This window comes from Ruegeria sp. ABV4_181 (assembly GCF_056158465.1).
The window spans coordinates 3,667,096-3,683,928 of record NZ_JBSWTI010000002.1; the positions used below are offsets into that span (position 1 = coordinate 3,667,096).

The following is a 16,833-nucleotide window of genomic DNA, read 5'->3' on the forward strand; positions in this document are numbered from 1 at the left end:
CAGATGGACCATATTACCGATCCGATTGACCGCCGGTTGCTGGATGAATTCCAGCGCGACTTTCCTGTCATCGAACGCCCCTTTCAATCGCTGGCCGACGCGCTGGGTCTTGACGAGGCCGAAGTCCTCGACCGCCTGAACCGGATGCGGGCCACGGGTCGCATCACCCGGGTCGGCGCGACAATTGCACCCGGCGCGGTTTCGGCCAGCACTCTGGCCGCAGTCGCCGCCCCGGATGCGCGTGTGGAAGAGGTCGCGGCCCTGATCGACGCCGAACCGGGTGTGAACCACAATTATCAGCGCGAGGACAACTGGAACCTCTGGTTCGTTGCCACCGGCCCCGACCGTGCGCATGTGGACGACACTCTGGCCCGGATCGGACAGCGGACGGGCCTTCAGGTTCTGGACCTGCGCCTTGTGCGCCCGTTCAACGTTGATCTGGGTTTTCGCATGTCTGGCCAGGCCCACAATATACCCAAGCCGCGCCGGATCGACCGTTCCGCAATGCAGGACGGTGACCGCGCGTTGCTGCAGGCGCTCAGTTCGGGCCTGCATCTGGTTGCGGATCCCTATGCTGCGCTCGCCCGGTCTCTGGACCGCGACCCGCAGGATGTGATGGTGCGGATTCAGGTCCTGCACGGCGCTGGCATCATCTCGCGTCTGGGGGTCATCGTGCGGCACCGCGCGCTTGGTTGGTCCGCCAACGCGATGGTGGTCTGGGACATGCCGCCCGAGCAGGTGGACCGGGCCGGGCCCGCGCTGGCTGCCTATCCCGGCGTTACGCTGTGCTATGAACGCCGTCCGATCGCGGATATCTGGCCCTATCGCCTGTATTCGATGATACACGCACGTTCGCGCAACGAGGCGCGGCAGGTACTTGCCGGCGCTGCAGCCCTGCCCGAATTGTTCGGCGCACAGCACAAGGTGTTGTTCTCGACCCGTTGTTTCAAACAGACCGGTGCGCTGATCCAGCCAAAGGAGGCCGCCGCATGACACCGGATGCAACCGACCGCGCAATCCTGAACCGGATGCAGGATGATCTGCCGCTGACCCCCCATCCTTATGGAGCTGTTGCTGATGAGCTTGGCATCTCAGAAAGCGAGTTGCTGCATCGTCTGACCCGGATGAAAGACAGCCGTGTCATCACGCGCTTTGGCCCGTTTTTCGACGCCGCCGCCATGGGGGGCGCCTTCTGCCTGTGCGCCATGGCGGTTCCGGCCGGGAAATTCGAAACCGTCCTGACCAAAGTCAATGCGCACCCCGAGGTTGCCCACAATTATGAGCGTACGCACCGGCTGAACATGTGGTTCGTGCTGGCCACCGAAACGCCCGAGGGGATCGAGGCCACCGCCGATGCCATCGAACGGGAAACGGGGATCGCAGTTCTCCGTTTCCCCAAATTACAGGAATTTTTTATCGGTTTCCGGGTGGCGGCATGATCGACAACACTGACAGACAGATCATTGAGGCGCTTCAGGGCGGATTACCGCTTGTGCCAGCGCCTTATGCGCAGGTTGCCGAATCCCTGGGCATGGATCAGGACACATTGTTGCACCGCCTTGCCGGGTTGAAATCGCGGGGTGTGATCCGCCGCATCGCTGCTGCGCCAAACCATTACAAGCTGGGCATGACTGCCAACGGCATGACTGTCTGGGATGTCGATGACGACCGCATCGCCGAACTGGGCGCACAAATCGGGGCACTGCCTTTTGTGACGCATTGCTATGAGCGTCCCCGCGCCCTGCCCGACTGGCCCTATAACCTGTTCGCCATGGTCCACGGCTCGGACCGGGTTGAGGTCGAGGAAAAGCGCGCCGAAATCACGGCCATTCTGGGCGACGCCTGTCGGGCCAAAGACATCCTTTATTCCACGCGCATTCTGAAAAAGACCGGGCTGCGCCTGAAAGCGAAAGGCTGAGACCATGTTCCGCCTGACCGAATATATGCACCAACTGGTCAATCCAACTCCGGTGCGCAAACGCCGCCCCGGCCCTGTAAAGCCGGTGGTGATCTGGAACCTGACGCGGCGCTGCAATCTGAAATGCCGCCATTGCTACACCGTCTCGGCGGATGTTGCGTTCCCGGGTGAGCTCAGTCACGAGCAAGCCATGGTAACCCTTGAGGATCTGGGCCAATTTCGCGTCCCGGCCCTGATCCTCTCGGGTGGGGAACCGCTGGACCGGTTCGATTTCTTTGATATTGCCAAGCGGGCCCGCGATCTGGTGCCGATGCTGGCGCTGTCGACCAACGGCACACGGATTTACGACGAAACCGCCGACATGATCGCCGATGTAGGGTTCAGCTATGTTGGTATCTCGCTGGACGGGATCGGTGCCACGAATGACTGGTTCCGGGGTGTCGAAGGTGCCTTTGCCGATGCCCTGCGCGGCGTGAGAGAATGCAAGAAACGCGGTATCAAGGTCGGTCTGCGTTTCTGCCTGACCGAGGGCACGCAGCACCATCTGCCTGATCTGTTGCAGCTGTGCGACGACGAAGGCGTTGACAAGTTCTATCTGTCTCACCTCGTTTATGCCGGGCGTGGCGACAAGAACCGGGGCGAAGACGCCGAGCATCTGCGCACCCGCAAGGGGTTGGATCTGTTGTTGGAACGCGCGTGGGAAGCCGCCTCGGGCGGGCGCCCGCTGGATATCGTGACCGGCAACAATGACGCCGATGCAGGGTATTTCCTGAACTGGGTCCGCGCGCGTTTCGACGACGAAAAAGAAGCCCATGTGCGTGAACACCTGGCGGCGTGGGGCGGCAACTCCAGCGGTTTGGGTGTCGCCAATATCGACAACCTGGGCCGGGTCCACCCCGATACCTACTGGTCGGACTATACGGTCGGCAATGTGAAGACCAAGCCGTTTTCCGAGCTTTGGACCAGCGATGATCCGATGCTCGCCATGCTGCGCACCCGCCCGCGCCCGCTCAAGGGGCGCTGCGGAGCCTGTCAGCTGAAAGACGTCTGTGGCGGCAATACCCGCATCCGCGCCTTGCAACTGACCGGAGATCCCTGGGCCGAAGACCCGGCCTGCTACCTCTCTAATCAAGAAATCGGCGTCGAGGATGCGGGCGAACGCCTGCAGGTGACGCCGTTCCGGGGGAAACGTCATGATCCGGCACATCAGTTCTTTTGACACTTTGAAAATCGGCACGTTCTGTTCGCTGCTGCTGGCTGGTACCGCCTGGGCTGACGCGCCATCGGACTATGCAGAACATTGCGCATCCTGCCACGGTGAAAACCGTCTGGGCGGGGTTGGTCCGGCCCTGATCCCCGAGACTTTGAAACGGATGCGCGGCCCTCGCGTGGCCGCAGTGATTGCCGAAGGCCGCACCGCGACGCAAATGCCTGCGTTTTCGCAGGAACTCGATGCGTTGCAGATCGAAGAACTGGCCGGTTGGCTGAAATCTCCGCTGGAAACCAATCCGGAATGGGGTGAAGCCGAGATTATGGCCAGCCGTATTCTCGACGACGATTACGTGCCGGTGGACGCACCTATCTGGCCCAGCGACCCGATGAACATCACGCTGGCGGTGGAAACCGGTGACCACCATGTCAGCGTTCTGGACGGTGATACGTTCGAGGTTCTGGACCGGTTCGAGACCCCCTTCGCCGTGCATGGCGGGCCAAAGTTCAGCCCCGATGGCCGCTATGTTTTCATCATGTCCCGCGATGGCTGGGTCCAGAAATACGACATCTGGGCATTGCAACAGGTAGGCCGCGTGCGCGCCGGACTGAACAGCCGCAATATCGCCATGTCAGGTGACGGCAAGTGGGTGGCGGTGGCGAATTACCTGCCCAACAGCCTGACCCTTCTGTCGACCGGGGACCTCTCGGTTGCCAAAGTCATCGACATCAAAAGTAAAAAGGGCAGACCCAGCCGTGTGTCCGCCGTTTATCAGGCCCCACCGCGTGAAAGCTTTGTACTGGCGCTGAAAGACGTCCCTGAAATCTGGGAGGTTTTCTACGGTGCCAACCCGCCGCAATTCGGCATCGGTCACGATTTCCGCATCGAGGGACAGTTCAAGAACCCTGACCCCTTTCCAGTGCGCAAGATCACCACGCCGGACTATCTGGACGATTTCTTTTTCGACCAAAGCTATGAATACGTCATGGGCGCGTCCCGAGACGGCAAGGGGGGTCAGGTAATCGACCTTGTCATCGGTCAGAAAGTGGCCGATCTGGACCTGCCGGGCATGCCGCATCTGGGGTCGGGCATTACGTGGAAACATGGAGATACAACCGTGATGGCCACGCCGCATCTGACCGATGGCACCGTGTCGGTGATCGACATGGAAACTTGGGAAACCATCAAGCGGATCAAGACCGAAGGGCCGGGCTTTTTCATGCGCAGCCATGAGAATTCGCCTTATGTCTGGGCCGATGTGTTCTTTGGGCCGAACAAGGACGCGATGCATGTGATCGACAAGCAAAGCCTTGAAATCGTGAAAACTCTGCGCCCCGCCCCCGGCAAAACCGTCGCGCATGTGGAATTCACCAAGGACGGCAGTCACGCGCTGGTTTCGATCTGGGAGGATGACGGCGCAGTGATCGTTTATGACGCGCAGACGCTGGAAGAGGTCCGCCGCCTGCCGATGCGCAAACCTTCGGGAAAATACAATGTCTGGAACAAAATCACCTTCTCGGAAGGCACCAGCCACTGAGAGCAAATGGCCGGTCTGGAAGCTGGCGGTTTTGCTGTACCCGGCCACGGCGCTGACCGTGGCCATCAACCTGTTTCTGGCCGGTCTGATTGCCAACAGCGCCGGATTTGGCGTGATCGAACCGGTCACCGCAATCCTGTGGTCGATACCGCTGGGTATCCCGGCCTCTTGGCTGGCCGGGCGGTGGGTGCGCGGCCTGATGGATGAGGCTGATGAGTAGGCGGTAATTTCGCGGCAACCTGACCTAAGTCAAGTCTTCGTCCGCGAGAATCCCGTAGGTCACAGGAAAGACTGCCGAGTTGGATTCTCCATGCCCGCCCAACACCCTCTGCACACTCTCCCTGTTCGCGTCTCCCGCGTCATGTGTGCACTGGCGGGCATCCTTCTTCTGCTGTTGCAAATGCTTGGTCCGGCGCTGGCGAGTCCCGGGCAAAGCATGTGGGTGGAGATCTGCTCGGAGGCAGGGGCGGTCTGGGTTCAGGTGGACCTCGAAGAGGGAACCGAAGACCCAACCGTACCCTGTCCGAAATGTGCCGACTGTGCCCTGTGCGCCGTAACATCGGCCGGCCCTTTGACCGATCCGGCCGAACTGGCGCGACCCCCGTTCGTGTGTGTTGCTCAAACCGAATTGCGCGATCGGCCCGAGCCGACCATTTCCGGCTGGCTCTGGCCTGAAACCCGTGGCCCCCCGGCCGCGCCCGAATACAGAACCGAACGCGCCCTGCGCGTGTCCATGGTGTCCACCCAAACTATCGGAGGTGCGCCGTGGTCGTAAGTCGCGCAATCCAATTCCTGCTGGCCTTTGCTCTGTCCTGCCTGATCGCGATCAGTGCCCGTGCCGACAGCCTCGCCAGCTTTCTGCCCGATATCGCACCCGCTGATCTGGTCCCCGGTGCCGATGCCTTTGGTCCGGTGCGCGACGACGTGCCCGTTGCCCCTGTTCTGAAAGGGGGCGAGCCTGTCGCCTGGGCCTTCCTGACCTCAGATTTTGTCGGCACGACAGGCTATTCCGGCAAGCCCATTCACGTTGTTGCGGCCATTGATGACGATGCGGTTCTGACCGGCGTGAAACTGGTCAAACACTCGGAACCCATCGTTCTGATCGGCATCCCAAATTCCCGCATGGTCGAACTGACCGAAGGCTATGCCGGTCTGGACCTCAAACGTGAGGCCGAGACCGGGGGCGAGGGGCATGACCTTGACATTATCTCGGGCGCGACGGTCACGATCATGGTGATCGACGACAGCCTTGTGCGCGGCGGCATCAAGGTCGCCCGTGCGCTGGGTTTGGGCGGCCTGTCTCCGTTGCAGGCCGACGGGCCGAAGCGCGAAGTCGATATGGCAAAAAATGCCATCTATGACTGGACCACCCTGTCTGGCGACGGCTCGGTGCGGCGGCTGACACTGGATGTCGGTCAGGTCAATGCCGCGTTCGAAGCTACCGGAGATCAACGCGCCATCAAACGCCCCGAACCGGGCGAGCCGGACGACACTTTCATCGACATGCACATGGCGCTGGTGTCCGTTCCCTCGATTGGCAAGTCCCTTCTGGGCGAGGCTGAGTATCAGAACCTGACCGAGTGGCTGGACGAGGGCGAACAGGCCATTCTGGTACTGGGGCGCGGGACCTACAGCTTTAAGGGCTCTGGCTATGTGCGCGGCGGGATATTCGACCGGATTCAGCTGATCCAGGGCGACAGCTCGGTCCGGTTCTTTGACAAGCAGCAAGAGCGTCTTGGCAGGGTTGCCGCCGCTGATGCGCCGAGTTTCACCGAGCTGGATATCTTCAAAATCCCCGCTGAGGCCGAGTTCGACCCGGCCGAGCCGTTCCGCCTGCAACTGCTGGTGCAGCGCGCCGTGGGCGCGGTTGAGAAGACCTTCCTGACCTTCGATCTGGGCTACAAACTGCCCGAACAGTACCTGATGCCGGTTGCCGCCCCTGCTGTCGTCGACGATGCTACCGGTGAAGCCGCCGCCAAGGCCGCGCTGTGGCAGCGTATCTGGAAAGATCGCACGGTGGAAATCGGTGTTCTGGGCGTCATGCTGCTGGTCCTGACGGCAACGTTCTTCTTCCAGTTTCACGCCACGATGAACGCGCGGGTCTTCTACTGGTTCCGCATCGGATACCTGACAATGACGCTGTTCTTCATCGGCTGGTACGCCAATGCGCAACTCAGCGTCGTGAACCTGATGGCACTGGCCGGCAGCCTGCGCTCCGGGTTCTCGTGGGACGCCTTCCTGCTGGACCCGCTGGTCTTCATTCAATGGTTTGCGGTCGCCGCCGCGCTGCTGTTCTGGGGCCGGGGTGCCTATTGCGGCTGGCTCTGCCCATTTGGCGCGCTGCAAGAGCTGACCAACAAGATCGCGCGAGCGTTGAAAGTGCCGCAATGGACGCTGCCCTGGGGTCTGAACGAGCGGCTTTGGCCCGCGAAATACATGATCTTCCTGGGTCTCTTCGGTCTCAGCTTCGTCTCGATCCCGCTGGCCGAGAAATATGCCGAAGTTGAGCCGTTCAAGACCGCGATCATCCTGAAATTCATGCGCGACTGGCCGTTTGTGGTCTTTGCGCTGACTCTGCTGGGGATCGGGCTGTTCATCGAACGGTTCTATTGCCGCTATCTCTGCCCGCTGGGCGGAGCGCTGGCCATCCCCGCCCGCATCCGCATGTTCGACTGGCTGCGCCGCTATCCCGATTGTGGCAGCCCCTGTCAGACCTGCGCCAACGAATGCCCCGTTCAGGCGATCCACCCCACTGGTGAGATCAATCCGAACGAGTGCGTCACCTGCCTGCATTGTCAGGTGCTCTACCAGTCCGAGACGAAATGTCCCGTCGTCATCCGCCAGTTGAAACGGCGGGCCAAGACGGGGTCGGTCCAGATGAAGACCCCTCTCGGACAGCCACCGGCGAACCATCCGAACGCCAAACCGCAAACCGTTTCCTAAAAAGGAGGAACGATCATGTCGGAACAAGACAACAAACTGAACATCACACGCCGTGGGATGCTGGGTGCGACCGCAACCGGCGCTGTGCTGGCCGGGACCGGTCTGGGCTCGACCCTGATGACCGCGAAACAGGCCAGCGCTGCGGCCAATGCCAACCTGCAGCCCGGTGAGCTGGACGAATATTACGGCTTCTGGTCCTCGGGTCAGACCGGCGAATTGCGCATCCTGGGCTTCCCGTCCATGCGCGAGCTGATGCGGGTACCGGTGTTCAATCGTTGCTCGGCCACGGGTTGGGGTCAGACCAATGAGTCGCTGAAGATCATGACCGATGGTCTGCTGCCGGAAACCAAGGAATTCCTCGCCAAGCGCGGCATGAAAACCTATGACAACGGTGACCTTCACCACCCGCATATGTCGTTCACCGATGGCACCTATGATGGCCGTTACCTGTTCATGAACGACAAGGCCAACACCCGCGTTGCCCGTGTGCGTTGCGATGTGATGAAATGCGACAAGATCACCGAGATCCCGAATGCCAAGGCGATCCACGGTCTGCGTCCGCAGAAATTCCCGCGCACCGGCTATGTCTTTGCCAACGGCGAAGATGAAACGCCGCTGGTCAATGATGGCACCGTACTGGACGATCCGTCGCAATACGTGAACATCTTCACCGCGCTGGACGGCGATACCATGGAAGTTGCATGGCAGGTGATCGTTTCGGGGAACCTCGACAACACCGACTGCGACTATCAGGGCAAATACGCCTATTCGACCTCGTACAACTCGGAAATGGGTATGAACCTGGCCGAGATGACCGAGAACGAACTGGACCACGTTGTTGTCTTCAACCTTGCTGAAATCGAAAAAGGCATCGAAGCCGGCGACTATCAGGAGCTGAAAGGCGTCAAGGTTCTGGACGGACGCAAGGGTCAGAACAAGAACTACACCCGCTACATCCCGATCCCGAACTCGCCGCATGGCATCAACACTGCGCCTGATGGCAAGCACGTCTGCATCAACGGTAAGCTGTCGCCGACCGTGTCGATCATGGACGTCACCAAGCTGGACGCCCTGTTCGAAAGCGATGCCGATCCTCGGTCGTGCATCGTGGGTGAGCCGCAGCTGGGTCTTGGCCCGCTTCACACCGCTTATGACGGTCAGGGCAACGCGTTCACCACGCTGTTCCTCGACAGCCAGATCGTGAAGTGGAACATCGAAAAGGCAATCGAAGCCTACGGTGGCGCCGATGTGGACCCGATCATCTCGAAGGTCGACGTGCATTATCAGCCGGGACATAACTCGACCTCGATGGGTGAAACCAAGGATGCTGACGGCAAGTGGCTGATTTCGATGAACAAGTTCTCGAAAGACCGCTTCCTGAACGTCGGTCCGCTGAAGCCAGAGAACGAGCAGTTGATCGACATCTCGACAGACGAGATGAAGGTGGTTCACGACGGTCCGACCTTTGCCGAGCCGCATGACTCGATCATCGTGCGCAGTGACATCGTCAACCCGGTCAACGTGTGGGACCGCAACGACGTCACATGGGAAGACGCCCGCAAACAGGCCGAAGCCGATGGCATCGATCTGGAAGAAGGTGCCGAGGAACCGATCCGGGATGGCAACAAGGTGCGGGTCTACATGACCTCGCAGGCCCCGACCTTCAGCCTTGAGAAGTTCACCGTCAAACAGGGCGACGAGGTGACAATCTTCGTCACCAACCTGGATGACGTGGATGACGTGACCCACGGCTTCTGCCTGGGCAACTACGGCATCGCCTTCGAGATCGGACCGATGGCAACCGCGTCGATCACCTTCACTGCCGACCGTCCCGGCGTGCACTGGTTCTATTGCCAGTGGTTCTGCCACGCGCTGCACATGGAAATGCGCGGCCGGATGCTGGTCGAACCGCAGGGAGCATAACCCATGCGCTGGCCCCTGCTCATACCGCTCCTGCTCGGCTCGCCCCTTTGGGCGGCGGACTGGGATGTGCCCAACCGGGCGGGGGCCATCAATGAAATACTGGCGCAGGCGGCGGATGGTGACACCCTCCGCCTGAGCCCCGGTGTTTATACCGAAACGCTGGTTCTGGACCGGCCCGTCACCCTAGATGGGCTGGGACAGGCCACCATCGACGGGCAAGGTGAGGGCAGCGTCATCACCGTGACCGGGTCGGGCGTAACGGTGCGTGGGCTAACGGTGATCGGCTCGGGCTCAAGCCATGACGGGATCGACAGCGGCATCCAGCTGACCAAAACGGCCAAAGCGCCGGTGGTCGAGGATAACGTGCTGCTGGGCAATCTCTATGGCATCGACATTCACGGTGCCAAGGACAGCATTGTGCGTGGCAACCGGATCGAAGGCCGTTTGGACCGGCGGATGAATGACCGCGGCAATGGCGTCTATGTCTGGAACGCGCCGGGTGCGCGGGTTGAAGACAACGATATCCGGTACGGCCGCGACGGGATCTTTGTGAACTCGTCCAAGAAAAACACCTTCACCGGCAACCTGTTCCGCGATCTGCGCTTTGCCGTGCACTACATGTATGCCGACAACTCGGTCGTCAGCGACAATGTCTCGATCGGCAACGATCTGGGCTATGCGGTGATGTTCACGACCAATGTGAAGGTCGCAGACAACGTCTCGATTGGTGACCGCGAACATGGCGTGATGCTGAACTACGCCAACAAGAGTCAGATCACCGGCAACGTAGTGATAGGTGCCAAGGAAAAATGTACCTTCCTCTATAACTCTAACAAGAACGAATTCACCGACAACTGGTTCCAGGGATGCGGCATCGGCATCCACTTTACTGCCGGCAGCGAGCGCAACCGGATCGTCGGCAATTCTTTCATAGGGAACCGGACACAGGTGAAATACGTCTCGACCAAATGGGTCGAGTGGTCCGAAGACGGGCGCGGCAATTACTGGTCCGATTTCGCCGCCTATGATGTGGATGGCAACGGCATCGCCGACGCCCCCTATCGCCCTAATGACAGTATGGACCATGTGCTGTGGACCCAACCCGCAGCCAAATTGCTGCTCGGCTCGCCTGCCGTGCAACTGGTGCGCTGGTCGCAATCGGCCTTCCCGGCGCTGTTGCCGGGGGGTGTGATGGACAGCAATCCCCTGATGCAAGCCCCTGAACCCCCAGCTATGAAAAAGGTGCCTCATGACGGATAAGGCCCTGACGATTACTCAAGTCAGCAAGGACCGAGGTAAAACCCGCGTCCTTGACGATATCACCCTGTCTCTTGCCCCCGGTCAGCGCGTTGCGCTGCTGGGTCATAACGGCGCAGGCAAGTCGACCCTGATCAAATCCATCCTTGGCCTGACGCCGATCCAGGGCGGAGCCATTCGGATTGGGGACGCCATCCCTGGCAGTGCGCAGGCGCGCCGCGAGACGGCGTATTTGCCCGAGGCGGTGTCGTTCCACCCGGCGTTGACGGGCCGTGAGCAGTTGACGCTGTTTGCAAAACTGTCCGGCGCCAAGGCTGATGTGCCGGGCTTGCTGGATCGCGTTGGCCTCAGCGACGCATTGGACCGCCGGATCGGAGCCTATTCCAAGGGGATGCGGCAACGTTTGGGTCTGGCGCAGGTGCTGCTGGGTCAGCCAAAGGTCGCGCTGCTGGATGAGCCCACCTCGGGGCTGGACCCGATTTCACGGCAGGATCTCTATGCCATCATCGACGAGTTGGCTGCGCAAGGAACGGCGGTCCTGATCGCATCCCACGCGCTGACCGAGGTCGAGGCCCGCACCGACCGCATCGCCATCATGCGCAAGGGTCGGATGGTGGCCGATGACACGCTGACCAACCTGTCGGCGCTCGCCGGCCTGCCAATCCGATTGCGCGTGCGCGCCAGCACCAACCCCGAAGCCCTGGCCGCCGAACTGGGCGGCAGCCGGATCAACGGAGCATCCGTTGAACTTCTCTGCACCCCCGATGACAAGATGGAAGCCCTGCGCCGCATCGCCGGGCTGGGCGATGCGGTGGCGGATGTGGAAATGACCCCCCCCAAGCTGGAAGACCTCTATCGCCACTACGCACAGGAGGAGATGCAATGACCCGCTTCCTCGCCATTACCCGCACCGAAATGCTGATCCTGCGCCGCAACCGCTGGCTGCTGGTCGCCACATTGATCATGGTGCTGTTCGCCCTGGCACTGACCTTTGCGGGCAGCGCGCCGACCGGCACGCTGGGGGTCGACATGCTGACCGTCTCGGTTGCGTCGATGACAACCCTGTCGGTCTATCTTGCGCCGCTATTGGCGCTGATGATTTCTTTCGACGCCATCGCAGGCGATGTGGACCGGGGCAGCCTGTCGCTGCTCCTTTCCTACCCCGCCGGGCGCGGAGAAATTCTGTTGGGCAAGTTCACCGCCCATCTGGCGGCGCTGGCCTTCGCCATGACAGTCGGTTTCGGAACCGCGGGCGCAGTGGCCGCGTGGTTTGGCGGTGCCGGGCCGGAAAGCCTGATGGCACTGGCCCGCCTCATCCTCACTTCGATCCTTTTAGGCGCCGTGTTTCTGGCGCTGGGATACCTGCTGTCTGCCCTGGCAAGGGGATCCACGGCGGCGGCGGGTCTGTCGGCCGGGCTCTGGCTGGTTTTTGTCGTCCTCTATGATCTGGGCCTGTTGGGGGCCGTCGTCATGGACAAGGGCGGCACCTTCACCCAATCCGTCTTTCCATGGGTGATGGTGGCCAACCCGGCCGACGCATTCCGTCTGTGGAACATCGCCGCGACCGAGGGCGTGGCCATGGCCTCCGGCATGACCGGGGCCGCGCAGGCGCTGCCGGTCTGGGCCGCGCCCGCTTCGCTGCTGGTCTGGCCGGTGCTGGGCTTTGCCCTCGCCCGCGCCGCATTTCGGAGGGTCGAGCCATGAAGCGCCTTGCCCTGATTGCGCTGATCGCTATGGCTGCTTGTAAAGAGGAGGTGGCCATCGCCCCCGACCCGGTTGATCTGACCGCGGACGCGCTGAGCTTTTTCTGCCAGATGAACATCGCCGAACATGGCGGGCCAAAAGGGCAAATTCATCTGGAGGGCTACCCTGCACCGCTGTTCTTCGCACAGGTGCGCGACATGGTGGCTTATCTCAAAAGCCCTGAACGGGATGCCAAAATTACCGCTGTCTATGTCAGTGACATGGGTATCGCGCCCAATTGGCGGCAACCGGGGGTATCGAACTGGATCGCGGCTGACGGCGCAACATTCGTTGTCGGGGCCAACGTCGCCGGCGGTATGGGCGCGCGCGAAGTTGTGCCCTTTGCGGAACCCGACGATGCCGAGGCCTTTATCACCCAGTATGGTGGCGCGCGCCGGTCGCTGGCCGACATTCCGGATATCGAAGTTCTGGGCCCCGTCGATCTGGACCTGAAATTGGAGACCCCGTCATGACATTTGTCACTCGCCGCCGATTTCTGGCCATGTCCGCCGCCTGTGCCGCAGTACCTGCTAGTGCGTCCCCTGCCCCGGTTGCCCATTGGCGCGGGGTTGCGCTGGGGGCAAAGGCGAGCCTGCGGCTGGAGGGGCTGACCGACGCGCAGGCGGCCCCGATTTTCACCGCCGTCGAGGCAGACCTGAACCGCCTCGAAAACATCTTCAGCCTGTACCGACCCGAATCCGAGTTGAGCCGGCTGAACCGGGATGGTGCCCTGGCCGATCCTTCGCCCGAACTGTTGAAAGTGCTGAGCCTTTGCACGGCCCTTCACGCGGCGTCCGATGGTGCATTCGACCCCAGTGTTCAGCCGGTCTGGACCGCTCTGGCATCCGGCGCGAAGCAATCGGACATCCGCGCGGCAAGAGATGCAGTAGGCTGGGAACTTGTGTCGATTGAGACCCGCCTGATCCGCCTTTCCCGCCCCGGGAAGTCAGCATTGACGCTGAACGGTATCGCACAAGGCGCGATTACGGATCGTATCAGCGCATTGCTTGCCTCATACGACCTGCGGGATGTGCTTGTGAACATGGGTGAAATCGCCGCCTTGGGAAAGCGCAGCGATGGCCGAAACTGGCACGTTGGTCTGGCGGGCCGCGGTGGAAGAGTTCTGAAGTCAATTGAACTTCGGGACCGGGCCGTTGCCACCTCGGATACCGGCAGTGTCATGCTTTCCGGTGATCAGGGTCACATCCTGAACCCCCGGTCCGATGCAAAGTTCCAGCGGGTCGTATCCGTGTCCGCGCCCAGCGCAGCCATCGCCGACGGTCTGTCCACGGCCTTGTGCGCCCTGCCGGAATCCCAGATGAGTGCCGTTCTGGCGTCATTCCCCGGCGCAAAGCTTGAGATGCACGTCTGACCAGGTCGGACGCGGCAGGTTACGCGGGTCTCCGGCGGAACGCCGGTTGGCTCAGCCGTCAGCGTAATCGCGGTGCCGGGACATCTTGCCGATGCCGGGGTTGAACGAATTGGTCGGATCACAGCATTTGTAATGCGCGGCCAGGTCAGGTTTCGCGGGGTACAGATGCCCCACATTATGTTCAGCCGGGTATTCCGCGCCGCGCTCGTCAAACAGCTTCAGCATCGCCGCTTTAAGCGCCTTGGGATCAGCACCCTTTCGCACCACGTAATCCTGATGCATGACATGGCACATGAAGTGGCCGTAATAGAGTTTGTGAACCAGCTGATCGTCAATCTCGGGCGGCAGATTTTCCAGCCAGTTGCGATCATTGCGGCGCAGGGCCACGTCGAGCGCGATGATATCTTCGACCTCTTCCTGATGAATCGCCATATAGCGGACGGCGGCTCCGGCAGCGGCAAAGCGGTGCAGGCCGGCGATCTTGGCCTCGCGCGGGGTGCATTCGAAAAAGCCCACATCCCGCCCTGACAGAAAGCCGGGCAGCCAGGCCCGCACTTCTTCTATGCCGTCATCCTTCATTTTCAGGATCAGGTGGTGTTCATACCGGTCGCGGAATTCGGTCATTCTTGGCGGCAGGATCTGCGGCAGCAGACTGACGGCCGTTTGCATGAACCGGTCCGTGAAATTGCGCAGCAAGGGTATGCGCCGCAGACGGGCATCCACCGCGCCTTTCAATGCAAAGAACATCGGCAAACGGTCGGTGCCCAGCTTGTCGATCATCCAGACCGTGTCCTTGCCATAGTCCCGGGTGATGTCGAACACTTCGCGCTGCATGTATTCGGCAGAAACAGGCAGGGACCGAAACTCAGACAGGATATGACGGCGCAATTCTGCAAGATCGTCGGGATCGTTGGTGCCGATGTAAAACACCTTCTCGGACCCGTTTTTCGGAAAGGTGTCCAGCCGCACGGCAAACACGGCGAGCTTTCCGGCCGAGCCTGCGGATTCGAACAGTTTCGCCTTGTCGGCATTGAACCGTGCCGGCGTAACGGCATCCACATCCCGCACGATCTGCGCGTAGTCACTGGCCGAGGCACGTTTGTTGGTGGGTTCTGGTGTGCGCGAGAATGTGCCCGCATCCAGGTTGGACAGAATTTGTTCCGGAGTGTCGCCCAGATCAATGCCCAGATGGTTGACCAGTTCAAGCTGACCGTCTTGCGCCACGCGGGCATAGACCGACAGTTCGGTATAAACCGGTCCCCGCTCGACAAGCGATCCGCCGGAGTTGTTGCACACACCGCCCACGATCGACGCGCCGATACAGGATGAACCGATCACCGAATGCGGCTCGCGCCCCATCGGGGCCAGCAGTTTTTCCAGCGCAAACAGCGTGGCACCGGGAAAGCTGACAATCTGCTTGCCGCCGTTCAGCGGCACCAGCGTATCCATCCGTCGGGTGTTGATCAGCACCACGTCGCGATCATACTTGCCCGAAGGTGTCGACCCCTCGGTCAGGCCGGTATTGGCCGCTTGCATGATAACGATCTTGTCGGCGGCCACGCTGGCCTGCAGAACCTTCCACTGTTCCAGCAAAGTACCGGGCTGAACGACGCACAGGGCTTCGCCCTCACCTGAACGAAAGCCCCGGCGAAAACGTTCGGTTGCGCGCGCGCCGGTCAGGACGTGACGCGATCCGACAATGGCGCGAAAGGTGTTTATGAGGGCATCGTTGGTCATGCCGCGTCTCGTCTGGCCCTGGCAAACTCGGGCGCACGATCGCGATAGCGGATATTCTCACGCGTGAGCTGGTTGATCCGCGTGACGCCCATCAGCTTCATGCCACGTTCGATTTCGGCACGCATCAGGCCAAGCGCCCGCTCCACGCCCGGCTGTCCGGCGGCCGCCAGCGGGTAGAGGTAGTGCCGTCCGACACCCACAGCCTTCGCCCCCAGAGACAGCGCCTTGAGCACATGGGTTCCACGCTGGATGCCGCTATCCATCATGACATCCAGCCGGTCGCCGACCGCATCGACGATCTCGGCCAGTTGGTCGAACGGCGTTCGTGAGCCATCCAACTGGCGCCCTCCGTGGTTCGACAGGACAATACCGGTACAACCGATCTCGGCCGCGCGGCGGGCATCTTCGACCGTCATGATACCTTTGAGGCAGAACTGACCGTCCCAGTCCCGCACCATCTGCGCAACATCATCCCAGTTCATGGACGGGTCCAGCATATCGGTGAAATAGCCGCCAATCGAACTGGCCCCGCCACCCATATCCACGTGTTCCTCCAACTGCGGCAGGCGGAATTTCTCGTGGGTGACGTAGTTGATCCCCCACATCGGTTTGATTGCAAACTGGATCATGCCGCCTAAGGTCAGCCGGAACGGAATAGAAAACCCCGTGCGCAGGTCGCGTTCGCGATTGCCGCCGGTGATGCTGTCGACGGTCAGCATCATGACTTCGATACCCGCCTCTTTGGCGCGTTGCATCATGGCTGTGTTAAGCCCGCGATCCTTGTGAAAATAGAACTGATAGACCTGCGGGTTCTTATGCTTTTGCCGCAACTCTTCCAGCGACACGGTCCCTAGAGAAGATACACCGAACATGGTGCCGTATTTCTCGGCCGAAGCCGCCACAGCGCGTTCGCCCTGATGGTGGAACAGGCGCTGCAAGGCGGTGGGTGAGCAATAGACCGGCATGTCCAGCTTTTGCCCCATCACGGTGACGGACATATCCACGTCAGACACACCGCGCAGAACAGAGGGCAACAGATCGCAGCGGTCAAACGCAGTGGTGTTCTCCCGATACGTCACCTCATCATCCGCGCCACCGTCGATGTAGTTGAAGATCGGCCCCGGCAGCCGCTGTTTGGCCAGCCGCCGGAAGTCGTGGAAGTTATGGCATTGGTTCAAACGCATCCAAGAACC

The 16,833-nt window shown here is 61.0% G+C and carries 16 protein-coding genes; 14 read left to right on the plus strand and 2 right to left on the minus strand.

Annotated features, from left to right (window positions below):
* Positions 1-3 precede the first annotated feature (3 nt).
* From ahbB (ACXAC3_RS18350) to ACXAC3_RS18415, 14 genes are all read left to right on the plus strand, one after another.
* Complete coding sequence (ahbB, locus tag ACXAC3_RS18350) at positions 4-993, plus strand: siroheme decarboxylase subunit beta (RefSeq protein ID WP_475163259.1); 990 nt, start codon at positions 4-6, stop codon at positions 991-993.
* Positions 990-1,439, plus strand: a complete 450-nt coding sequence (locus tag ACXAC3_RS18355) for an Lrp/AsnC family transcriptional regulator (protein WP_475163262.1) — start codon at positions 990-992, stop codon at positions 1,437-1,439. Before ahbB (ACXAC3_RS18350) ends, ACXAC3_RS18355 begins: the two co-directional genes overlap by 4 nt.
* Positions 1,436-1,918 (plus strand): siroheme decarboxylase subunit beta, encoded by a 483-nt coding sequence (ahbB, locus tag ACXAC3_RS18360; protein ID WP_475163264.1) that lies wholly within the window; start codon positions 1,436-1,438, stop codon positions 1,916-1,918. The genes ACXAC3_RS18355 and ahbB (ACXAC3_RS18360) overlap by 4 nt, the downstream gene beginning before the upstream one ends.
* Before the next feature lie 4 nt (positions 1,919-1,922).
* Positions 1,923-3,137 (plus strand): heme d1 biosynthesis radical SAM protein NirJ, encoded by a 1,215-nt coding sequence (gene nirJ, locus ACXAC3_RS18365; RefSeq protein ID WP_475163266.1) that lies wholly within the window; start codon positions 1,923-1,925, stop codon positions 3,135-3,137.
* Positions 3,112-4,665: a cytochrome D1 domain-containing protein gene (locus ACXAC3_RS18370; RefSeq protein ID WP_475163267.1), complete on the plus strand. Its 1,554-nt coding sequence runs from the start codon at positions 3,112-3,114 to the stop codon at positions 4,663-4,665. Before nirJ ends, ACXAC3_RS18370 begins: the two co-directional genes overlap by 26 nt.
* Entirely contained in the window at positions 4,622-4,885 is a 264-nt protein-coding gene (locus ACXAC3_RS18375) for a hypothetical protein (RefSeq protein WP_475163268.1), read from the plus strand. Before ACXAC3_RS18370 ends, ACXAC3_RS18375 begins: the two co-directional genes overlap by 44 nt.
* A 180-nt stretch (positions 4,886-5,065) precedes the next feature.
* Entirely contained in the window at positions 5,066-5,440 is a 375-nt protein-coding gene (locus ACXAC3_RS18380) for a DUF2946 family protein (RefSeq protein WP_475163486.1), read from the plus strand.
* Positions 5,431-7,608 (plus strand): 4Fe-4S binding protein, encoded by a 2,178-nt coding sequence (locus tag ACXAC3_RS18385; RefSeq protein WP_475163270.1) that lies wholly within the window; start codon positions 5,431-5,433, stop codon positions 7,606-7,608. Before ACXAC3_RS18380 ends, ACXAC3_RS18385 begins: the two co-directional genes overlap by 10 nt.
* Positions 7,609-7,623: 15 nt before the next feature.
* Positions 7,624-9,531 (plus strand): TAT-dependent nitrous-oxide reductase, encoded by a 1,908-nt coding sequence (gene nosZ, locus ACXAC3_RS18390; protein WP_475163271.1) that lies wholly within the window; start codon positions 7,624-7,626, stop codon positions 9,529-9,531.
* Positions 9,532-9,534: 3 nt separating this feature from the next.
* Positions 9,535-10,791, plus strand: coding sequence for a nitrous oxide reductase family maturation protein NosD (locus ACXAC3_RS18395; RefSeq protein ID WP_475163274.1), 1,257 nt, complete (start codon positions 9,535-9,537; stop codon positions 10,789-10,791).
* A complete protein-coding gene (locus tag ACXAC3_RS18400) occupies positions 10,781-11,674 on the plus strand; it encodes an ABC transporter ATP-binding protein (protein WP_475163275.1) in 894 nt (297 codons plus the stop codon). The genes ACXAC3_RS18395 and ACXAC3_RS18400 overlap by 11 nt, the downstream gene beginning before the upstream one ends.
* Positions 11,671-12,492 carry an ABC transporter permease gene (locus tag ACXAC3_RS18405; protein WP_475163277.1) on the plus strand — a complete coding sequence of 274 codons (822 nt, stop codon included), beginning with the start codon at positions 11,671-11,673 and terminating at the stop codon, positions 12,490-12,492. Before ACXAC3_RS18400 ends, ACXAC3_RS18405 begins: the two co-directional genes overlap by 4 nt.
* Positions 12,489-13,004: a nitrous oxide reductase accessory protein NosL gene (locus ACXAC3_RS18410; RefSeq protein ID WP_475163278.1), complete on the plus strand. Its 516-nt coding sequence runs from the start codon at positions 12,489-12,491 to the stop codon at positions 13,002-13,004. The genes ACXAC3_RS18405 and ACXAC3_RS18410 overlap by 4 nt, the downstream gene beginning before the upstream one ends.
* Positions 13,001-13,903 carry an FAD:protein FMN transferase gene (locus ACXAC3_RS18415; RefSeq protein WP_475163280.1) on the plus strand — a complete coding sequence of 301 codons (903 nt, stop codon included), beginning with the start codon at positions 13,001-13,003 and terminating at the stop codon, positions 13,901-13,903. Before ACXAC3_RS18410 ends, ACXAC3_RS18415 begins: the two co-directional genes overlap by 4 nt.
* A gap of 51 nt (positions 13,904-13,954) precedes the next feature.
* Here ACXAC3_RS18415 and dld read toward each other — a convergent pair whose 3' ends face one another.
* Positions 13,955-15,640: a D-lactate dehydrogenase gene (gene dld / locus ACXAC3_RS18420; protein ID WP_475163283.1), complete on the minus strand. Its 1,686-nt coding sequence runs from the start codon at positions 15,638-15,640 to the stop codon at positions 13,955-13,957.
* Positions 15,637-16,824, minus strand: a complete 1,188-nt coding sequence (locus ACXAC3_RS18425; RefSeq protein WP_475163284.1) for an alpha-hydroxy acid oxidase — start codon at positions 16,822-16,824, stop codon at positions 15,637-15,639. The genes dld and ACXAC3_RS18425 overlap by 4 nt, the downstream gene beginning before the upstream one ends.
* Between the last annotated feature and the right edge of the window lie 9 nt (positions 16,825-16,833).